The following is a 15086-nucleotide window of genomic DNA, read 5'->3' as shown; positions in this document are numbered from 1 at the left end:
TGCATCTCAACATGCGAGACTACAGTCTGTTCACCGGTGCGCCCAATCGGCGGCCAGGCTGTCGTCATCCTCAATAAAGAAGATCTTAGACCCTAAGCTTTGCGTCCTTGCCTTTCGACAAGTTTGTCAAAAAAATGAATGATAACGACTATTTAACTAAACTTCACATCACCGAACTTGGGTACATATGCCCACATCTTGATCTCATTATAGGTGTTTCCTAAATCCCCTTCAAGAATATTCACACTTTTCACAAAAAATTAACAGCGCTTTTCCGTAAAAAAATTATTCACATGTTAACCGTTCTGTGGATAACTTATATATCCACACCCGGACTTGCCCTAAAAGCGCGATTTACCTACAATGGGGATAAGAAATTAATCCTCTTTATCCACATACTTATCCACAGCATGTGAGTAAGAATGCTTGTTCGTTTTTCTTACCCGCAATCGACGAATGACTAATGATGAATGAGGTGTAACGATTGATAGCCATAGAAGAACACGAGTATTTTATGCGGGCGGCAATCGAAGAAGCGCGGAAAGCCGAAGCGATCCGCGAAGTGCCGATCGGAGCGGTCATTGTTCGCGGCAGCGACATTATCGGCCGCGGTCATAACGTTCGGGAAACGGCCAAAGATCCGCTTGCCCACGCCGAACTGATCGCGATTAAACAAGCGAGCGAACAGCTGGACGCCTGGCGGTTGCTGGAATGCCGGCTTTATGTGACCCTTGAGCCGTGTCCGATGTGCGCCGGAGCGATCGTCCAGGCGCGAATTCCGCAAGTGATTTACGCATCCCCGGACCCAAAGGCCGGCTGCGCGGGGACGCTGATGAACCTGCTGCAGGAAGATAGATTTAACCATCGCGTCGACGTGATTCAAGGCGTTCTGCAGGAAGAATGCAGTTCCATGCTCACCCAATTTTTCCGTAGATTAAGGGGGAAGACGTAACCTAATTCCCTTTACAACGCCTATTTACCCATGCTAAAATATAATCGTTTCAGAAGTTCGAGACGTGGCTCAGCTTGGTAGAGCGCTTGGTTCGGGACCAAGAGGTCGCAGGTTCAAATCCTGTCGTCTCGACCATCCTATATGAACTACGAATTGCGGCGTAAACCGCAATTTTTTTATGCCCAAATTCCGATATCCCTCTCTTCTCCCGTTGTTTTCCCTCTCTCCCTTCAGTCTATTTTGTTAGCCCGTTCTCCGGCTTCCCGGCTATCACTGTACCGGCCGGTTATACGACGGATGGCTTGGGGGTCGGCATCGAATTTTTGGGCCGCGCCTTCGATGAAGCAACCTTGATTAAACTGGCCTACGCTTATGAACAGGGCACCCATCACCGGAAGCCTCCCGTTCTGGTTCCTTAAGGCCAGGGTCCTAAATAAAATCCCCTTCGTGCCGCTCTATTTCATACATAGCAGCCCGAAGGGGATTATTCCATATTTTCGACTCTTAGCCAGGGTTCGATTCGTTATTTGGGCCCTGCACTTCAACCTGCACGTCCTGCGGTAGCACTAACGTAACAGACATCTCCGGGTAGACCGAATTCAGGCCGCGGTAGACCGGAGGACGCTTCACCTGCACATACATCGTGTCGCCAACCGTTCGCACCGTGTAGAATTGCTCCTTGTCGACCGTCGGACGGTCTCCTTCCTGTACGCGGGTTCGGTAGGTGCCGAACAGGTGCATGGAACGCTCCGCCGTTTTGTCGATGCGAACCGGTTCGCCGGATGTTTGCACGACCAGCTTTTGGATGGCCGGATTTACCGGTTCCTGCAGTTCGGGCAAATCCGCCGTGACCTCGACTTCGCCTACGAGTTTGCATACTTCATCCGTCACCCCGAGACCGGTCAGCATCGTAAACATGAAACAGCCGGCGAACAACACCCCGACGAACAGGACGCTCATCCAATCATACCGGATGACCTCGCTCTCTTTCTTGGCGATGAACACATACGCGAGGATCTCCAGGCCAAGCAGCACAAGGACAATCGGCCACCAGCGGATGAAGCTGGTGAATGCGCCAAGTCCCTGCCATTGCGATAAGAACAGGAGGACTCCGAAGCCGATCAGCGTGAGCCCCATCGACAACGTGCCTACGCGCCATTTTCTCAATCTACTCCCCCCGCTTCCCTTTCTTGCCGCCCCATAATAGGCGTATCCCCCCGCCAATCAGCAGTACCGAAACGATAAAGGTTTGAAAATAGGTATGGTACCAGTTCAACACCCGCGACCGTACTTCTCTCGGCAGCCAAAGATCAAGCATATTCAACAGCACCTGATCCAGCAAATAATACAAACCCAGACCAAGCAATCCGATTCCGATCCAACGCTGCCGGTGGACGAGCCAATCCACGATGGGTGCATCCGTCAACGGCTCCCTGCCGGATTTCGAGATCTGCTGCAGCGCGTCGAAGAAGCTGTAAAACCATAGAATCGGAATCAAGAACAAAAATAACGACAACCGGAGCGCATCCATAAAATAAACGCTGAACAGAAAAGCCGCCATCAGCTGCAATCCCCGTTTTTGCAGGCCCAGGTACATATGTCCCGCTCCCGGAAACATGGACAGCAGCATCGCAATCGTTTTGTTTTTCTTGCCCGATTCGCGGCCGTCCTGAAAATCTTCGAATATCGTCCGATCAACCAGCGTCTCGCCCCGCTGCTTCCGGTGTAACTGCTGGACGCAGTCGAATAACCCATAGAGCCAAATAATCGGCAGCCCGCCCAGCAGGACCAGGAAATCATCCTGATTCGTCATCGCGGTTAAAAAAACCGTTACAACCCCCAGACCGAAGAACAACGCCAGGAACGCGAGACCGCGCTGCATCAGCCCGAGCTGGAAGTGTCCGAGTCCCGGAAGGAAGGATAGAAGTATCGTAAAGTGACGATCGCTTACGCTGCCGGACGGATATTGCGGCGGCACGCTGCCATATCGCGGTGGTTCCCCTTCCGAAGGCCGCTCCCGCTCCATGTGTCGCGGCATAGCTTCAGGCCCATAGGGCCGCTCAGAAGCTTGCTCAGGGCCATAGGAACGGCTGCCGGCATGATTAGGGGATCCCCATTCGGCATGAGCCGGGTAGGGCGGTCCTGCAGCAATCGTACGCACAATATCGAAGAGGCTGCCGAACCAAATCAGAAAGGCAATGATCAGCGTGGCGACTGCCACTTCTTCTATATTTTCCGATAGCAGGAATAAAGTCATGACCAACGATCCCAAGAAGGCCCCACCGAATAGAACGCCTTTCAATGCGCGGCCCATGTACAAGTGACCTAGACCCGGAATCAGAGACAACATGAATGCTACAGTAGGGTTTTTATGTCTATTCATCACGTTTCCCTCTCTCTTCTTGTTTCGGTTGAATGGCATCGAGCATCCCGATCGTTTTGTCCATCAGCTGGTCGCTGAATGAACGGTACGGTACGGAATCCGCCTCCGCATGCGATTTCGGATCCAGCGCATTCACCTGCTGGGTGAAAATTTGAAACACCCCCGAGCCCATCAATAAGAGCGTAACCGCCGCGGCCACCGCATAATGGAAGATCGGGTGCCGCGTCCATGCTCGCCGGTATGCGCTATGATGCAAATGAGCGTCGTGTCCATGTGAACGATCCGCCTGCTGCTCAAGATGCTCGTCCCACCGCAGCATCGTTATTTCCGTCAAGGTGTGCATATCCGGCTGCGGCAGACGCTCGGCGGCCTTGTCCAGGCAGGTCATATAAAGCTCCAAACAGTGGTCGCATGCCTTCATATGATCCTCGCAGCGGTCCCGCTCATCGGCTGACAGCTCATCGTTGATATAGAGCAGCCATGCTTCCTCCGAAATGTGGATCATCCCCGATCCTCCTCCTTCCATGCTTTGCGCAAATATTGTTTGGCCCGGTACAGCTTCGATTCTACGGTTTTTAACGCAATCTGCTGTTCCTGTGCAATTTGTTGATACGATTTTTCCTCAATATAAAAGGCGTACACGACGTCCCGGTAATGCTCCGGCAGCTGGTCCACATAATTGCGCACCCTCTCCCGCTTCTCCCGTTCGAGCAACGTATCTTCGACGGTATTCGGGCCCACTCTGGCCGCAACCGGCTCAAGCTCCTCCCAATCGGAGGTTAGCTGCTCCTTCTTGCGTTCCTTCGATCGCTTATAATCGATCGCCTTATTGACCGCTATGCGTGTAATCCATGATTTAAATCCTTGATGCCGGTATTGGGGGAGAGCCGCAAAGATGTTGATCAGCGCTTCCTGCATCACGTCTTCGGCGTCTTTCACCGAATGGAGCACGCCGTACACCGCTTGAAACAAATAACGGCCGTAACGGTCGACAAGCTCGCGGAACGCTTCCCGGTCGCCCGCCATCAAGCGCGCAATCCAAGCTTCTTCCGTAATTGTTCTCCCCCTCCTCTCCTGTTTACTTAGACGAATCGAGCTTTACAAAACCCTGCAAGCGCATGGTTTATATTTTTTTCATGCGGCTGTCTTAGTCTGGATTCCCTCCATGCCCTTCGGTATGTTATAATAACTTTGTTTCAAGTCCCCGTAGCTCAACAGGATAGAGCAGTCCTCTCCTAAAGGACCGATAGAGGTTCGAGTCCTCTCGGGGACGTAAAGTCCATTACATCCGGCGCATAAGGCTCGTCCCCCCGCGGAACACTAGGGCGGAGGTGATACGGATGGCCAATGAGCAGGATCAAACGGAAGAAATTTACCTTTACAACAACGAAGGCATTAATGATGTGAAGACCGATGCGACGGCAACCGTAACGACAACCGGTGTAGCCGCAAATGACAACGACGAAGTGACAAACGAACGTCGTAAGGATAACTGTTCCCCATCGTCCTAACAAACGAAGAAGGGCCCGCAGCTGCGATTGGATCGTGCCGGCGGGCTCTTTTAGTTCCGAATTTTCTACATTCTCCTTACTCCGTTAACACCCATGGTCCGTCTTTCGTAATGGCAACCGTATGCTCGAATTGCGCCGATAAACTGCCGTCCACCGTACGTGCCGTCCACCCGTCGAAATCAATGAACATTTCCAGCTTACCGGCGTTCACCATCGGTTCGATGGTGAACACCATGCCTTCTTGCAGCCGAAAGCCGCGTCCCGGCTTCCCCGCATGCGGAAAGGAAGGCTCCTCGTGCATCGACCGTCCGATCCCATGGGCGACCAGATCGCGGACAATCGAGTAGCCTGCTCGTTCCGCATGCTGTTGAATGACATGAACTACATCCCCGATCCTGTTGCCGACGACGGCTTGAGGAATGGCGAGCTCCAGACATTCCCGCGTGACCTGCACCAGCCGTGCCGCTTGCGGCGAAAGGTTCCCGACGGCGTACGTTTGGCACGTATCGGCACACCACCCGTCGTAACGGCAGACGATGTCCATTTTGACAATATCGCCTTCCTGAAGAGGTTCTGTATTCGGAAATCCGTGCGCAATAACGTCATTAACCGAAGCGCAGGTAGCGAAGGGATACCCTTTGAACCCCTTCGTCACTTGTTCCGCTCCATGATCCGTAATGAACTTCTCGGCAAAATCGTTAATCGCGAGTGTTGTTATTCCCGGACGAATCATTTTTGCGATCTCTTTATGACATGCTGATAGAATGGCACCCGCTTTACGCATTTTCAGCATCTCTTCCTTCGTTTTCAAGATAATCATCCGCTATCCTCCTTCAAATTTACATGATTTATTTTACGCTTTTTTAGAATAAAATGCTCCTCTCGCAAAAATCATTATATTTTACGTAAATATGCTAAAAAAAACATTAGAATTCAAGGTTGCTTGTTCTCTTTTTAATTACCTCGTGGTAAAATAAGGGGTAAATCTCGAAAAAATAAACCCGAGGTGGATATGGAGATGCCGGCAAACACTTTCTACATCGTTTATGATGAGTTTTCGATTTCCATTTGCACGTTAATGGATGATGTTTGCGAAGCCATCGCCGGCGGCGCTTTGTTATACGGGTATACGGATAATGAGGCCATGGCGCAAATTTTACTCAACGAATGCTTTCAAATCGTCGAAAAAAACAATTAACGCTCTCTCACAACTAAGCCCCTCACACACAAATAAAACAGCCTCCTACTCTCTAAAGCGTCAGCTTGCATCGAATATCTTTGATGCGGCCGCGCTTTAGTTGGTAAGAGGCTGATTTTTTTAGCCTTCGCCGTTATTTTGACGGCTGTGGTTTTCGTTTTTGATTCGCTTCGAGCCCGGCTTTGGTCCGGTCCGTTGACGCTGTTCGTTCTGATTCTCCTGGCCGCTCGGCGGGTTTACCGGTTGCGGAATGTCTTTAGGCATAATCATTCAGCCCCCTCTAGATTTATTGAATATCCGAGATACCGGATGCATGGGCGTGCTTCTTGTCGTGGTTAAGCGCATCCTGATGGCGATGGTCATTCGTTTGCTGCTGTACCTGCTGCGCTTGATGACTCGTAACGGCAATATGCTCGAGGTCTTTAACCACGTTCTGCAAATTTTTATCTACGTTGCTTTTATTTTTCGTCATCGTTCAATGCCTCCCTCTTAACGCGTCGTCAGCGCATGAAGCTGCTGCGCGCATTCATGGATGTGCCTTACGTAGTCGTCCACTAACGTCTGGATCACGTCCGTGCGCTCGTCCACATTGTTGCCATCGCGTTCCACATCGACCAGATCGACCTTTACTTCCCGCGAATCGACATACGTACACTTAAAGTCGAAGCTGTAGTCGTTTCGCCCTGCCGTTGTGATATGAACGCGAAGCACATTGGAATCAGCTTCATCGGCGAACACTTCTGCCCGGTCGGAAGCATTCAATACGGTTGGCAGCGTCCGCGACCATGCCTGAACCAGCTCCTGTTGATCGATCCGCAATTGATCCGATTTCGCCATGATGTCATTAACACCTCCATACCTATAAAATGCGGATTCTCCAACCTCTCTATACTTCACCCGGCGTTGAAAAATTAGGAACCGCCACGATTAATCGGGCTCGGCGCTCGACTCGACGACAGCTACTCCTAGTCGCTGTGCCCGGCAGCGCTAGACATATAAGAAAAACGCCTGACGGCGTCCTTTAGTTCGTACGATTTAGTTCATACGTGCAAAATAGCCGGGTGCGGGGAACAATCTACATCCGGCTTATTTTCTTACGTCGCTAATCCTGTACTCGTAACCATGAATTCCTTTGTAATATTCCGGGTACATGCCTCCTCCACATTCTTCGCAGCGGAATTGCGGAGGTACTGTTGGATCTCCATCATCCATCGCATCGAAATTTAGAACGACATTCAGCGGAATCTCTTCTGTTGTATGACATTGAAGACAGATGTAGGTTACTTTCGCTTTGCTATGCAGCCCGCTTTGCGGCTTTTTCTTTTTCTTCGCTACCTTTCGTTTCTTTGACACCGGCGACATCCCGAATCATCCTCTCCAGACATGCCTTTGAGGTGGAGCACACCGCGTACTTCACCTTCAACTTCCCATCCTCAAGGCAGGCTTCTCCCTTGTATTCGTAATAACTTTCGCATTTTGGGCAACATGGCGGCTTCCCCGTCTGCTCCTTGATCCGTTCACTCCACGTTCTGCGTTTTAATATCCGCTTTGCCTTGACCATCCATCTTCTCGCGGCTTTTTGCCACTCACTGACTAACTTCTTGCACAGGCTCTTGATCCGCCGCGAATAAACCCCGTAGTAACGGATCGTTTTGAAGTTTTCATCCGGAATATGCCGTACAAGTCTACCAATAAATTCTTCTACCGAAATCGTCTCGGTCTTCTCTTCCCCGTCATTCTTATCCCGGTAACGAAATGTCACCTTTTCTCCGTCATACGCTTCGATCCGGCTAACCGCTATCGCTGGTCTTCTCATGTATCGCCCGATATATCCGAGTTGCTGCTTGACGTTCCCTTTCTGTTTCGGAGCATGCACATAGAAGCCTTCTCCGTTCTCCGAGTAAGCTTTTTGCAAACGGGACTGCACTTGCTTTTTCTCTTGTTCACTTAACTTTCGACGAATCAGCTTCAAAACAACCGTCTGCCATTGCTTACGCAGCATCTCGAACGGAATAAAATCGTATGTTTTCCACTCGCCGGTCTTCTTCATTCCTCCCATCGTTACGAGCATATGTACATGAGGATTGAAGTTAAGCCGTGCCCCAAACGTATGCAACCCGGCTACGATTCCGGGAGTTACCTTATGTTTCTTCTCAAAATGTTCTTTGACTAAGCGTACCGCTTCATCCATAAATTCTTTGAGTAATTTTGCCCGATGGAGCAGAAAGATTTCCCATAATCCTTCGTCGATCGTGAAGACGACATGGCGATGGTTGACTTGGAATACATCTTGTTCCAGGAGACGTGCCCATTCCTCTGTTTCTCCGCATGAACAGGTCGTACAGAATCTTCCTTTACAACGATACGGAACGAGCCGTAGGTCATGACATCCTTCACATACCATCAGCTTAAAACCGTTTCTGGGATCCCCGCATCGACGGAACTTCTCTACTTCCTTCCGTACATTGGCACGCAGCTTGCCACCATGTTTTGCCACAAACCGATCCCAGTGCCCTCGCTCATCAAAGAAGATTCGTTTCAAGATGTTCGTCTCCATACCCTAACCTTACCAAAAACAGAAATAAGGCGGAAGACCATGCTTCCACCTCGAAATTTTATAAATTCTATAATGTCTAAAAAGGCCACCGACGAAGTCGATGACCTTGTTGCTATCTATGTAGGCACGTAGATACCTGTTATTTAAAATAATGGCGGAGAGGGTGGGATTCGAACCCACGGTGCCCTCACGAACACGGCGGTTTTCAAGACCGCTGCCTTAAACCACTCGACCACCTCTCCGGGTGACAGATGCATTGTATCACAACTGCCAAACCGGATTCAAGCGCTAAATTTTACTGATGCGTTCGATGCCGCCCATATAAGGCCTTAACACCTCAGGGATGAGCACGCTGCCGTCTTCCTGCTGGTAGTTCTCCAGAATAGCCGCTACCGTTCGTCCTACCGCAAGCCCCGAGCCGTTCAGCGTATGCACGAACTCCGGCTTTGCTTTTGCTTCGCGGCGGAACCGAATATTAGCGCGACGCGCCTGGAAATCCTGAATGTTGCTGCACGATGAAATCTCGCGGTACGTATTGCTGCTAGGCAGCCAAACTTCGAGATCGTACGTCTTCGTCGATGAAAAGCCGATATCGCCCGTACAAAGCACGAGAACGCGGTATGGCAGCTGCAGCAGCTGCAGCACCTTCTCGGCATCCGCCGTCATCTTCTCGAGCTCCTCATTCGAACTCTCCGGCGTCGTCAGCTTAACCAGCTCCACTTTGTTGAACTGATGCTGACGAATCAAGCCGCGGGTATCCCGTCCGGCCGAACCTGCCTCAGATCGGAAGCAAGCGCTCAAAGCCACATAATATTTCGGCAGCTCTTCCACCGACAAAATATCGTCACGGTGATAGTTCGTCACCGGCACTTCCGCGGTTGGGATCAGGTAATAATCCATCCCCTCGAGCTTGAACACGTCCTCCGCAAACTTCGGAAGCTGTCCGGTTCCCGTCAAACTATCGCGATTCACGATTTGCGGCGGCAGCACTTCCTGATAGCCATGCTTGTCCGCATGCAGATCCATCATGAAGTTAAACAATGCGCGCTCTAGACGGGCGCCTAAGCCCTTGTAGAACACGAAGCGCGAGCCGGTCACTTTCGCCGCAGCTTCAAAATCTAGAATGCCCAGCTGCTGCGCTACTTCCCAATGCGGCTTCGGTTCATAAGAGAATGCAGGCACCTCGCCTATACGGCGAATCTCCACGTTCTCCTCTTCGCTGAAGCCGATCGGCACGTCGCTCTGTGGAATATTCGGAATAGATAGTAAGATCGCGTCCAGTTGCGTTTCAAGCTCACGAATTTCTTCATCCAGTGATTTGATCCGGTCTCCGACGACCTTCATCTCCTCGATCAGATGGTCCGCGTTTTCCTTCGCCTTCTTCAGTTGCGCCACTTCTTGAGACACAACATTCCGGCGATTTTTCAATTGCTCCGTTTCTTGCAAAAGCTCTCTGCGCTTCGTATCGAGCGCTGTGAAACGATCAAGCTCCTCGAAGTTTTTCCCCCGGTTCGCCATCGCTTGCTTCACTTGATCCAGATCGCTTCGCAGCAATTTAACATCCAACAAGGAGATCCCTCCTACCTCGTCTCACGTACCATATCTAGAAAATAGCCATGCATGCGTTCATCATCGGTCAATTCCGGATGAAACGAAGCGGCCAGCAGATGTCCTTGTCTTGCGGCTACGATGGAACCTTGATAGGTAGCCAGAACTTCCACTCCATCCCCGACTTGCTCAATTAACGGGGCGCGGATGAATACGGCGCGTACGTCTTTAGCAATGCCTTTTACATCCAAATCGGTTTCGAAGCTCTCACGCTGACGACCGAAAGCGTTCCGAGCCACCCGGATATCCATCAGCCCGAGATGAGTCTCGTCCTGCCCGACAATATCATTCGCAAGCACGATCAAACCGGCACAAGTGCCGAAAATCGGTTTGCCCTGCCGCGAAAATTCGCGTAGGGCCTCGATAAATTGATATGTGCGCATCAGCTTGCCGATCGTAGTGCTTTCGCCTCCGGGGATCACGATCCCCTGGATGTCGTCAAGCTGCTCCGTCCGTTTCACAATAACGCCTTCACCGCCGGCTTTCTCGATTAACCGAATATGCTCGGTGACGGCGCCCTGCAACGCCAAAACACCTATCTTCATGTCGCTCAACCTCTTCCTTCCGCGGCTGTTATACTCGGTTTACCAGCCGCGATCCTGCATACGTTCCGACACGTGCAGCTTCGAAATTTCGATGCCTTTCATCGGCGTACCCAAGTTTTTCGAAATGTTGGCAATTAGCTCATAGTCGGTATAATGCGTCGTCGCTTCGACAATCGCTTTCGCGAACTTCTCCGGGTTATCCGATTTGAAGATACCGGAGCCGACAAATACGCCGTCCGAACCGAGGTGCATCATCAATGCGGCATCGGCCGGTGTCGCCACGCCGCCTGCGGCAAAGTTTACAACCGGCAAACGACCGGTTTCATGTACTTGCAGCAGCAGCTCGTAAGGAGCGCCCAAGTTTTTTGCTTCCGCCATCAGCTCGTCTTTGGACAAGCTCTGCACTTTGCGAATTTGACCCGTAATCATGCGCATATGACGAACGGCTTCCACAATGTTTCCTGTCCCCGGCTCGCCCTTCGTACGAAGCATGGAAGCTCCTTCGCCGATCCGACGGAGCGCCTCGCCAAGATCTCTTGCGCCGCATACGAACGGTACGGTAAATTCTTTTTTATTAATGTGGAACACTTCGTCAGCAGGTGTCAGCACTTCGCTCTCGTCGATATAGTCGACGCCCATCGATTCCAACACTTTCGCCTCGACAAAATGCCCAATACGCGCTTTGGCCATTACGGGAATAGATACAACTTTCATAACTTCTTCTACGATCGTCGGGTCCGCCATACGAGCAACGCCGCCTGCTGCACGAATATCCGAAGGCACCCGTTCCAAAGCCATAACGGCTGAAGCGCCTGCCGCCTCTGCAATACGTGCTTGCTCTGCATTCATGACGTCCATGATGACGCCGCCTTTTTGCATTTCGGCCATACCTTTTTTAACGCGAGATGTTCCAGTTTCCATGTCCGACTCCTCCCGAGACTCTGCTTTTATGTTGGCACGTTCCTTTACTTAGGACAAACTAACTAAAGAAATATTTTACATGAACTGTTCTAAATGTACAACCCATACGCTCGGATTTTAACCGTTCTTGGCACCGGAGAGCGTATCGATGAAAAATTGTTTAATCGCCCGGAAAAATAACCGGAACCAGCCGGCTTTCTCCACCTCTTCCGTGGTGATTAAATTTACGTTGTATTCTTTGCCTTCATAAGTCACTTTAGCCGTACCTACCACTTGGCCTTTCTCAATCGGCGCTGTTAATTTCGATTCGTCCAGGGCCTGGGCGGTGACTTTGAATTGATCGTCCGGCGTCCCTTTTTTCGCGATGAGCGTGAGTCCGGTTTGCGTCACCACAGGAACTTCCAATTGCACGCCTTTTTTAATATTGACCGTTTTCAACGAATCTATTTCAGCTTTTGCCGTTAGTACTTGTTTCGGGGCAAAATTATTAAAACCGTAGTCCAGCACTTTACGGGTTTCGATAAACCGCGCCTCTTCTTTCGGGCCTGTGCCCATCACCACACTGATCAACCGCATGCCGTTACGTTCGGCCGTGCCGGTGAAGCAGTAGCCGGCCTCATCGGTATGACCCGTTTTCAACCCGTCCAAACCTTCATACGCATATTTAGCAAAGTTTTTATTGCTTTTATTATCCGCCAGCATCCAGTTCCAGTTGATCATAGGCGATTTGTCCGTCTCACGGAATTTGCGAGCCGGCGTCTTCGTGTATTCCAGCAGGTTCTTGTGGTCGTTGATAAGATGGTAAGCAATCAGGGCGGCATCTTTGGCGCTTAGAAGCGTCTCACCCTGCAGTTCTTTGGGAGCATACTTGCCCATATCGGCGCGCGACAACCCCGTCGAATTAATAAAATGCGCATCCGGTGACAATCCGAACTCCTTCGCCTTCTCGTTCATCATTTTCGCGAAGCTTTCTTCCGAACCGGCAATCGCTTCAGCCAGAGCAACCGTGGCATCGTTGGAGGAGTAGATCGACATGGCTGCAAACATATTGTCGACGGTCGCTTGTTCGTTCAACGCGAGCAACTGACCCGAGCCGATCGCGTCAGCCGCGGCAGGCGTCGTATTCACCATATCCGTCGTTTTGATTTTACCGCTTTCTATCGCATCCATTACCAAGTATTCGGTCATCATCTTGGCCATACTTGCAGGAGGCAGCGCCTTATCGGCATTATATTCATATAAGATTTGCCCCGTACTAGCCTCCATCAATATGGCCGAGGACGCATTCAGCTGCAAGTCGGCCGTATTCGTATCGGCGGCGCTCGCTTGAGGAGGCTGCACGAGAGCAAGGGATGTGTTCAAGAAAAGGGCTACAGCAACAACCGAACAAATTCGTTTTACGTTTACAAACAATCATCTCACTCCTATGATTTAATAATAAATAAGAAAACAAGTTTAATTGTACCACAAGCCACTTATAAGGTAAAAAAAGCTTGTTCCTTCCAATAAAAACAGAAACGGAAGCCGCAGCTTCCGTCCCTTTGATAGGCTATATAATTCTTATAACGAATAGTTAGGCGCTTCTTTCGTAATATGCACATCATGCGGGTGGCTTTCGCGCAGCCCTGCGCCTGTAATTCGAATGAAAGACGTATCATTGATCAACGAAAGGATGTTCGGGGAACCGCAATAACCCATTCCGGAACGAAGTCCGCCGACTAGCTGATACAATGTGTCTGCGAGCGGTCCTTTATAAGCGACCCGACCTTCGATACCTTCCGGAACCAGCTTGCTTTCGTTCTCTTGAAAATACCGGTCCTTACTTCCTTCCTTCATCGCACCGAGCGAGCCCATTCCGCGGTATACTTTAAACCGGCGACCCTGATAAATCTCCGATTCACCCGGACTTTCTTCCGTTCCTGCAAAAAGACTTCCGATCATCACAGCACTTGCGCCCGCGGCAATCGCTTTTGTTACGTCGCCGGAGTACTTGATGCCGCCGTCAGCGATAATTGGTACGTTGTAACTGCGCGCTACACTGGCGCAATCGTAGATGGCCGTAATTTGCGGTACGCCGATACCGGCAATGACACGCGTCGTACAGATCGAGCCCGGTCCGATACCTACCTTCACGATACTAGCCCCGGCTTCAATCAAATCCCGGGTGCCATCACCCGTTGCTACGTTACCTGCCATAATCGTCAACTCCGGGTATTGCTCCCGAATGGCTCTCACCGTGTTGAGGATATTAATGTGATGGCCGTGTGCAGAGTCCACGACGATTAAGTCGGCACCGGCTTCAACCAAGGCCGCCGTACGTTCTAACACGTCTTTGGATACGCCGACTGCAGCACCTACGAGTAACCGTCCATGCTCGTCTTTAGCCGAATTCGGAAACTGGATCGCTTTCTCGATGTCTTTGATCGTAATCAGACCTTTAAGGATCATTTGATCATCGACTAAAGGAAGTTTCTCGATCTTATGTCTTTGGAGGATGCCTTCCGCTTGCTGAAGCGTAGTGCCTACCGGAGCCGTGACCAGGTTGTCCTTTGTCATGACATCTTTGATTTTGATGGAATAATCATGAACAAAACGAAGATCGCGGTTGGTCAGGATACCGACCAATCTTTTATTGTCATCACAAACAGGTACGCCTGAGATGCGGTACTTGGCCATCAACTCTTCCGCGTCATACACATGATGTTCTGGAGTCAAATAAAAAGGATTTGTAATTACGCCGCTCTCCGAACGCTTAACACGATCGACTTCTTCCGCTTGCTGCGCGATCGGCATATTTTTGTGAATGATTCCGACTCCGCCTTCTCTAGCTATTGCTATTGCGAGCTTCGATTCCGTAACGGTATCCATCGCAGAGCTGATGAAGGGGATATTGAGCTTAATCTTGCTTGTCAGTTCTGTGCTGATATCAATCTCTTTACCGAAAACATTCGACTTTCGCGGTACGAGCAACACGTCATCAAACGTTAATCCTTCTTTTTCAAACTTAGACTCCCACACGTAATAAATCCTCCTTATTGAATACTTGCCGAAATATATTATTGCAATCTTACCAAAAGCTCATTTTTGGTGTCAAGCAAAAAGCTGTGTCCATTTTCAAACCATTTTCAATTTGAAATAAAATAAAAGAGCCCTCCTGGATAGTATTCTACCCAAAAAGACTCTTAATCCGCTTGGCGACGTTCTACTCTCCCAGGACCCTGCGGTCCAAGTACCATCGACGCTGGAAGGCTTAACGTTCGTGTTCGGGATGGGTACGCGTGGTTCCCTTCCGCCATCATCACCAAACGGATGTCGATGCTTCTGCCGCGAAACATCAGATCTTGCCATTCAAGGCGGCTTGCACCTTGAAAACTGGATACGAAACTCAGCATGCTGAATGCTTTGACTTCA

Annotated in this window: 17 protein-coding genes, 3 tRNA genes, 1 rRNA gene, 1 pseudogene and 1 riboswitch; of the genes and pseudogenes, 6 read left to right on the top strand and 16 right to left on the bottom strand. The window is 50.4% G+C overall.

Annotated elements, in window-relative coordinates:
* Positions 1–45: 45 nt before the first annotated feature.
* Positions 46–138: riboswitch (cyclic di-GMP riboswitch) on the bottom strand.
* Between the two features lie 376 nt (positions 139–514).
* The 3 genes and pseudogenes from tadA to ACZ439_RS13640 all read left to right on the top strand — a co-directional run.
* Complete coding sequence (gene tadA, locus ACZ439_RS13650; RefSeq protein WP_054798169.1) at positions 515–952, top strand: tRNA adenosine(34) deaminase TadA; 438 nt, start codon at positions 515–517, stop codon at positions 950–952.
* Between the two features lie 58 nt (positions 953–1010).
* Positions 1011–1087, top strand: a tRNA-Pro gene (locus tag ACZ439_RS13645).
* A 110-nt stretch (positions 1088–1197) separates the two neighbouring features.
* Positions 1198–1371 (top strand): annotated as a pseudogene (locus ACZ439_RS13640) (amidase family protein); the annotation flags it as partial.
* Between the two features lie 85 nt (positions 1372–1456).
* On the opposite strand, the gene ACZ439_RS13635 reads toward ACZ439_RS13640, so the two are convergent.
* Genes ACZ439_RS13635 through ACZ439_RS13620 form a run of 4 tightly spaced genes read right to left on the bottom strand, consistent with a single transcriptional unit; the run spans position 1457 to position 4361 of the window.
* Positions 1457–2119, bottom strand: coding sequence for a LiaI-LiaF-like domain-containing protein (locus tag ACZ439_RS13635; RefSeq protein ID WP_054800303.1), 663 nt, complete (start codon positions 2117–2119; stop codon positions 1457–1459).
* Position 2120: 1 nt separating this feature from the next.
* Positions 2121–3335: a hypothetical protein gene (locus tag ACZ439_RS13630; protein WP_464621100.1), complete on the bottom strand. Its 1215-nt coding sequence runs from the start codon at positions 3333–3335 to the stop codon at positions 2121–2123.
* The gene (locus tag ACZ439_RS13625) at positions 3328–3840 is read right to left on the bottom strand and encodes an anti-sigma factor (RefSeq protein ID WP_054798168.1); all 513 of its coding nucleotides are present in this window, start codon (positions 3838–3840) and stop codon (positions 3328–3330) included. Before ACZ439_RS13625 ends, ACZ439_RS13630 begins: the two co-directional genes overlap by 8 nt.
* Positions 3837–4361 carry an RNA polymerase sigma factor gene (locus ACZ439_RS13620; protein WP_054798167.1) on the bottom strand — a complete coding sequence of 175 codons (525 nt, stop codon included), beginning with the start codon at positions 4359–4361 and terminating at the stop codon, positions 3837–3839. Before ACZ439_RS13620 ends, ACZ439_RS13625 begins: the two co-directional genes overlap by 4 nt.
* 174 nt (positions 4362–4535) lie before the next feature.
* Here ACZ439_RS13620 and ACZ439_RS13615 point away from each other — a divergent pair.
* A tRNA-Arg gene (locus tag ACZ439_RS13615) sits at positions 4536–4608 on the top strand.
* A 67-nt stretch (positions 4609–4675) separates the two neighbouring features.
* The gene (locus tag ACZ439_RS13610; RefSeq protein ID WP_164751917.1) at positions 4676–4846 is read left to right on the top strand and encodes a hypothetical protein; all 171 of its coding nucleotides are present in this window, start codon (positions 4676–4678) and stop codon (positions 4844–4846) included.
* 76 nt (positions 4847–4922) lie between these two features.
* Here the strand turns inward: ACZ439_RS13610 and map are convergent, their stop codons facing one another.
* Complete coding sequence (gene map / locus ACZ439_RS13605; protein WP_054798166.1) at positions 4923–5666, bottom strand: type I methionyl aminopeptidase; 744 nt, start codon at positions 5664–5666, stop codon at positions 4923–4925.
* Between the two features lie 198 nt (positions 5667–5864).
* Here map and ACZ439_RS13600 point away from each other — a divergent pair, with 198 nt between their 5' ends.
* Positions 5865–6044: a hypothetical protein gene (locus tag ACZ439_RS13600; RefSeq protein ID WP_127609125.1), complete on the top strand. Its 180-nt coding sequence runs from the start codon at positions 5865–5867 to the stop codon at positions 6042–6044.
* A gap of 120 nt (positions 6045–6164) precedes the next feature.
* On the opposite strand, the gene ACZ439_RS13595 is transcribed toward ACZ439_RS13600, so the two are convergent.
* The 11 genes from ACZ439_RS13595 to rrf form a co-directional block, all read right to left on the bottom strand.
* Positions 6165–6308 (bottom strand): hypothetical protein, encoded by a 144-nt coding sequence (locus ACZ439_RS13595; RefSeq protein WP_054798173.1) that lies wholly within the window; start codon positions 6306–6308, stop codon positions 6165–6167.
* A 22-nt stretch (positions 6309–6330) separates the two neighbouring features.
* Complete coding sequence (locus ACZ439_RS13590; RefSeq protein WP_127609126.1) at positions 6331–6516, bottom strand: hypothetical protein; 186 nt, start codon at positions 6514–6516, stop codon at positions 6331–6333.
* Between the two features lie 17 nt (positions 6517–6533).
* A complete protein-coding gene (locus ACZ439_RS13585; RefSeq protein WP_054798165.1) occupies positions 6534–6881 on the bottom strand; it encodes a hypothetical protein in 348 nt (115 codons plus the stop codon).
* A gap of 457 nt (positions 6882–7338) precedes the next feature.
* Entirely contained in the window at positions 7339–8601 is a 1263-nt protein-coding gene (locus tag ACZ439_RS13580) for an IS91 family transposase (protein WP_464621099.1), read from the bottom strand.
* Between the two features lie 152 nt (positions 8602–8753).
* Positions 8754–8843: transfer RNA gene (locus ACZ439_RS13575), tRNA-Ser, on the bottom strand.
* Positions 8844–8889: 46 nt separating this feature from the next.
* On the bottom strand, positions 8890–10170 hold the full coding sequence (gene serS / locus ACZ439_RS13570) for a serine--tRNA ligase (protein WP_127609133.1): 1281 nt from the start codon (positions 10168–10170) through the stop codon (positions 8890–8892).
* Positions 10171–10181: 11 nt separating this feature from the next.
* Complete coding sequence (gene pdxT / locus ACZ439_RS13565; protein WP_054798164.1) at positions 10182–10754, bottom strand: pyridoxal 5'-phosphate synthase glutaminase subunit PdxT; 573 nt, start codon at positions 10752–10754, stop codon at positions 10182–10184.
* Positions 10755–10793: 39 nt separating this feature from the next.
* A complete protein-coding gene (gene pdxS / locus ACZ439_RS13560) occupies positions 10794–11675 on the bottom strand; it encodes a pyridoxal 5'-phosphate synthase lyase subunit PdxS (RefSeq protein WP_141336655.1) in 882 nt (293 codons plus the stop codon).
* Positions 11676–11792: 117 nt separating this feature from the next.
* Entirely contained in the window at positions 11793–13088 is a 1296-nt protein-coding gene (locus ACZ439_RS13555; RefSeq protein ID WP_127609139.1) for a D-alanyl-D-alanine carboxypeptidase family protein, read from the bottom strand.
* 147 nt (positions 13089–13235) lie between these two features.
* On the bottom strand, positions 13236–14693 hold the full coding sequence (guaB, locus tag ACZ439_RS13550; RefSeq protein ID WP_054800301.1) for an IMP dehydrogenase: 1458 nt from the start codon (positions 14691–14693) through the stop codon (positions 13236–13238).
* Between the two features lie 171 nt (positions 14694–14864).
* Positions 14865–14981 (bottom strand): 5S ribosomal RNA (gene rrf / locus ACZ439_RS13545).
* Positions 14982–15086: the final 105 nt, after the last annotated feature.

Source organism: Paenibacillus sp. JCM 9796 (genome assembly GCF_055379675.1).
Note: the sequence above shows the minus strand (reverse complement) of the source record. Positions and strands in the feature narration are given on the sequence as shown.

Bases quoted from the DNA above. Each gene is read 5' to 3' on its own strand.
- ACZ439_RS13580 (WP_464621099.1), bottom strand. From the start codon at position 8,601: ATGGAGACGAACATCTTGAAACGAATCTTCTTTGATGAGCGAGGGCAC.
- ACZ439_RS13625 (WP_054798168.1), bottom strand. From the start codon at position 3,840: ATGATCCACATTTCGGAGGAAGCATGGCTGCTCTATATCAACGATGAG.
- pdxT (WP_054798164.1), bottom strand. From the start codon at position 10,754: ATGAAGATAGGTGTTTTGGCGTTGCAGGGCGCCGTCACCGAGCATATT.
- ACZ439_RS13620 (WP_054798167.1), bottom strand. From the start codon at position 4,361: ATGGCGGGCGACCGGGAAGCGTTCCGCGAGCTTGTCGACCGTTACGGC.
- tadA (WP_054798169.1), top strand. From the start codon at position 515: ATGCGGGCGGCAATCGAAGAAGCGCGGAAAGCCGAAGCGATCCGCGAA.
- ACZ439_RS13600 (WP_127609125.1), top strand. From the start codon at position 5,865: ATGCCGGCAAACACTTTCTACATCGTTTATGATGAGTTTTCGATTTCC.
- map (WP_054798166.1), bottom strand. From the start codon at position 5,666: ATGATTATCTTGAAAACGAAGGAAGAGATGCTGAAAATGCGTAAAGCG.
- ACZ439_RS13610 (WP_164751917.1), top strand. From the start codon at position 4,676: ATGGCCAATGAGCAGGATCAAACGGAAGAAATTTACCTTTACAACAAC.
- ACZ439_RS13630 (WP_464621100.1), bottom strand. From the start codon at position 3,335: ATGAATAGACATAAAAACCCTACTGTAGCATTCATGTTGTCTCTGATT.
- ACZ439_RS13585 (WP_054798165.1), bottom strand. From the start codon at position 6,881: ATGGCGAAATCGGATCAATTGCGGATCGATCAACAGGAGCTGGTTCAG.
- ACZ439_RS13590 (WP_127609126.1), bottom strand. From the start codon at position 6,516: ATGACGAAAAATAAAAGCAACGTAGATAAAAATTTGCAGAACGTGGTT.
- pdxS (WP_141336655.1), bottom strand. From the start codon at position 11,675: ATGGAAACTGGAACATCTCGCGTTAAAAAAGGTATGGCCGAAATGCAA.
- ACZ439_RS13595 (WP_054798173.1), bottom strand. From the start codon at position 6,308: ATGCCTAAAGACATTCCGCAACCGGTAAACCCGCCGAGCGGCCAGGAG.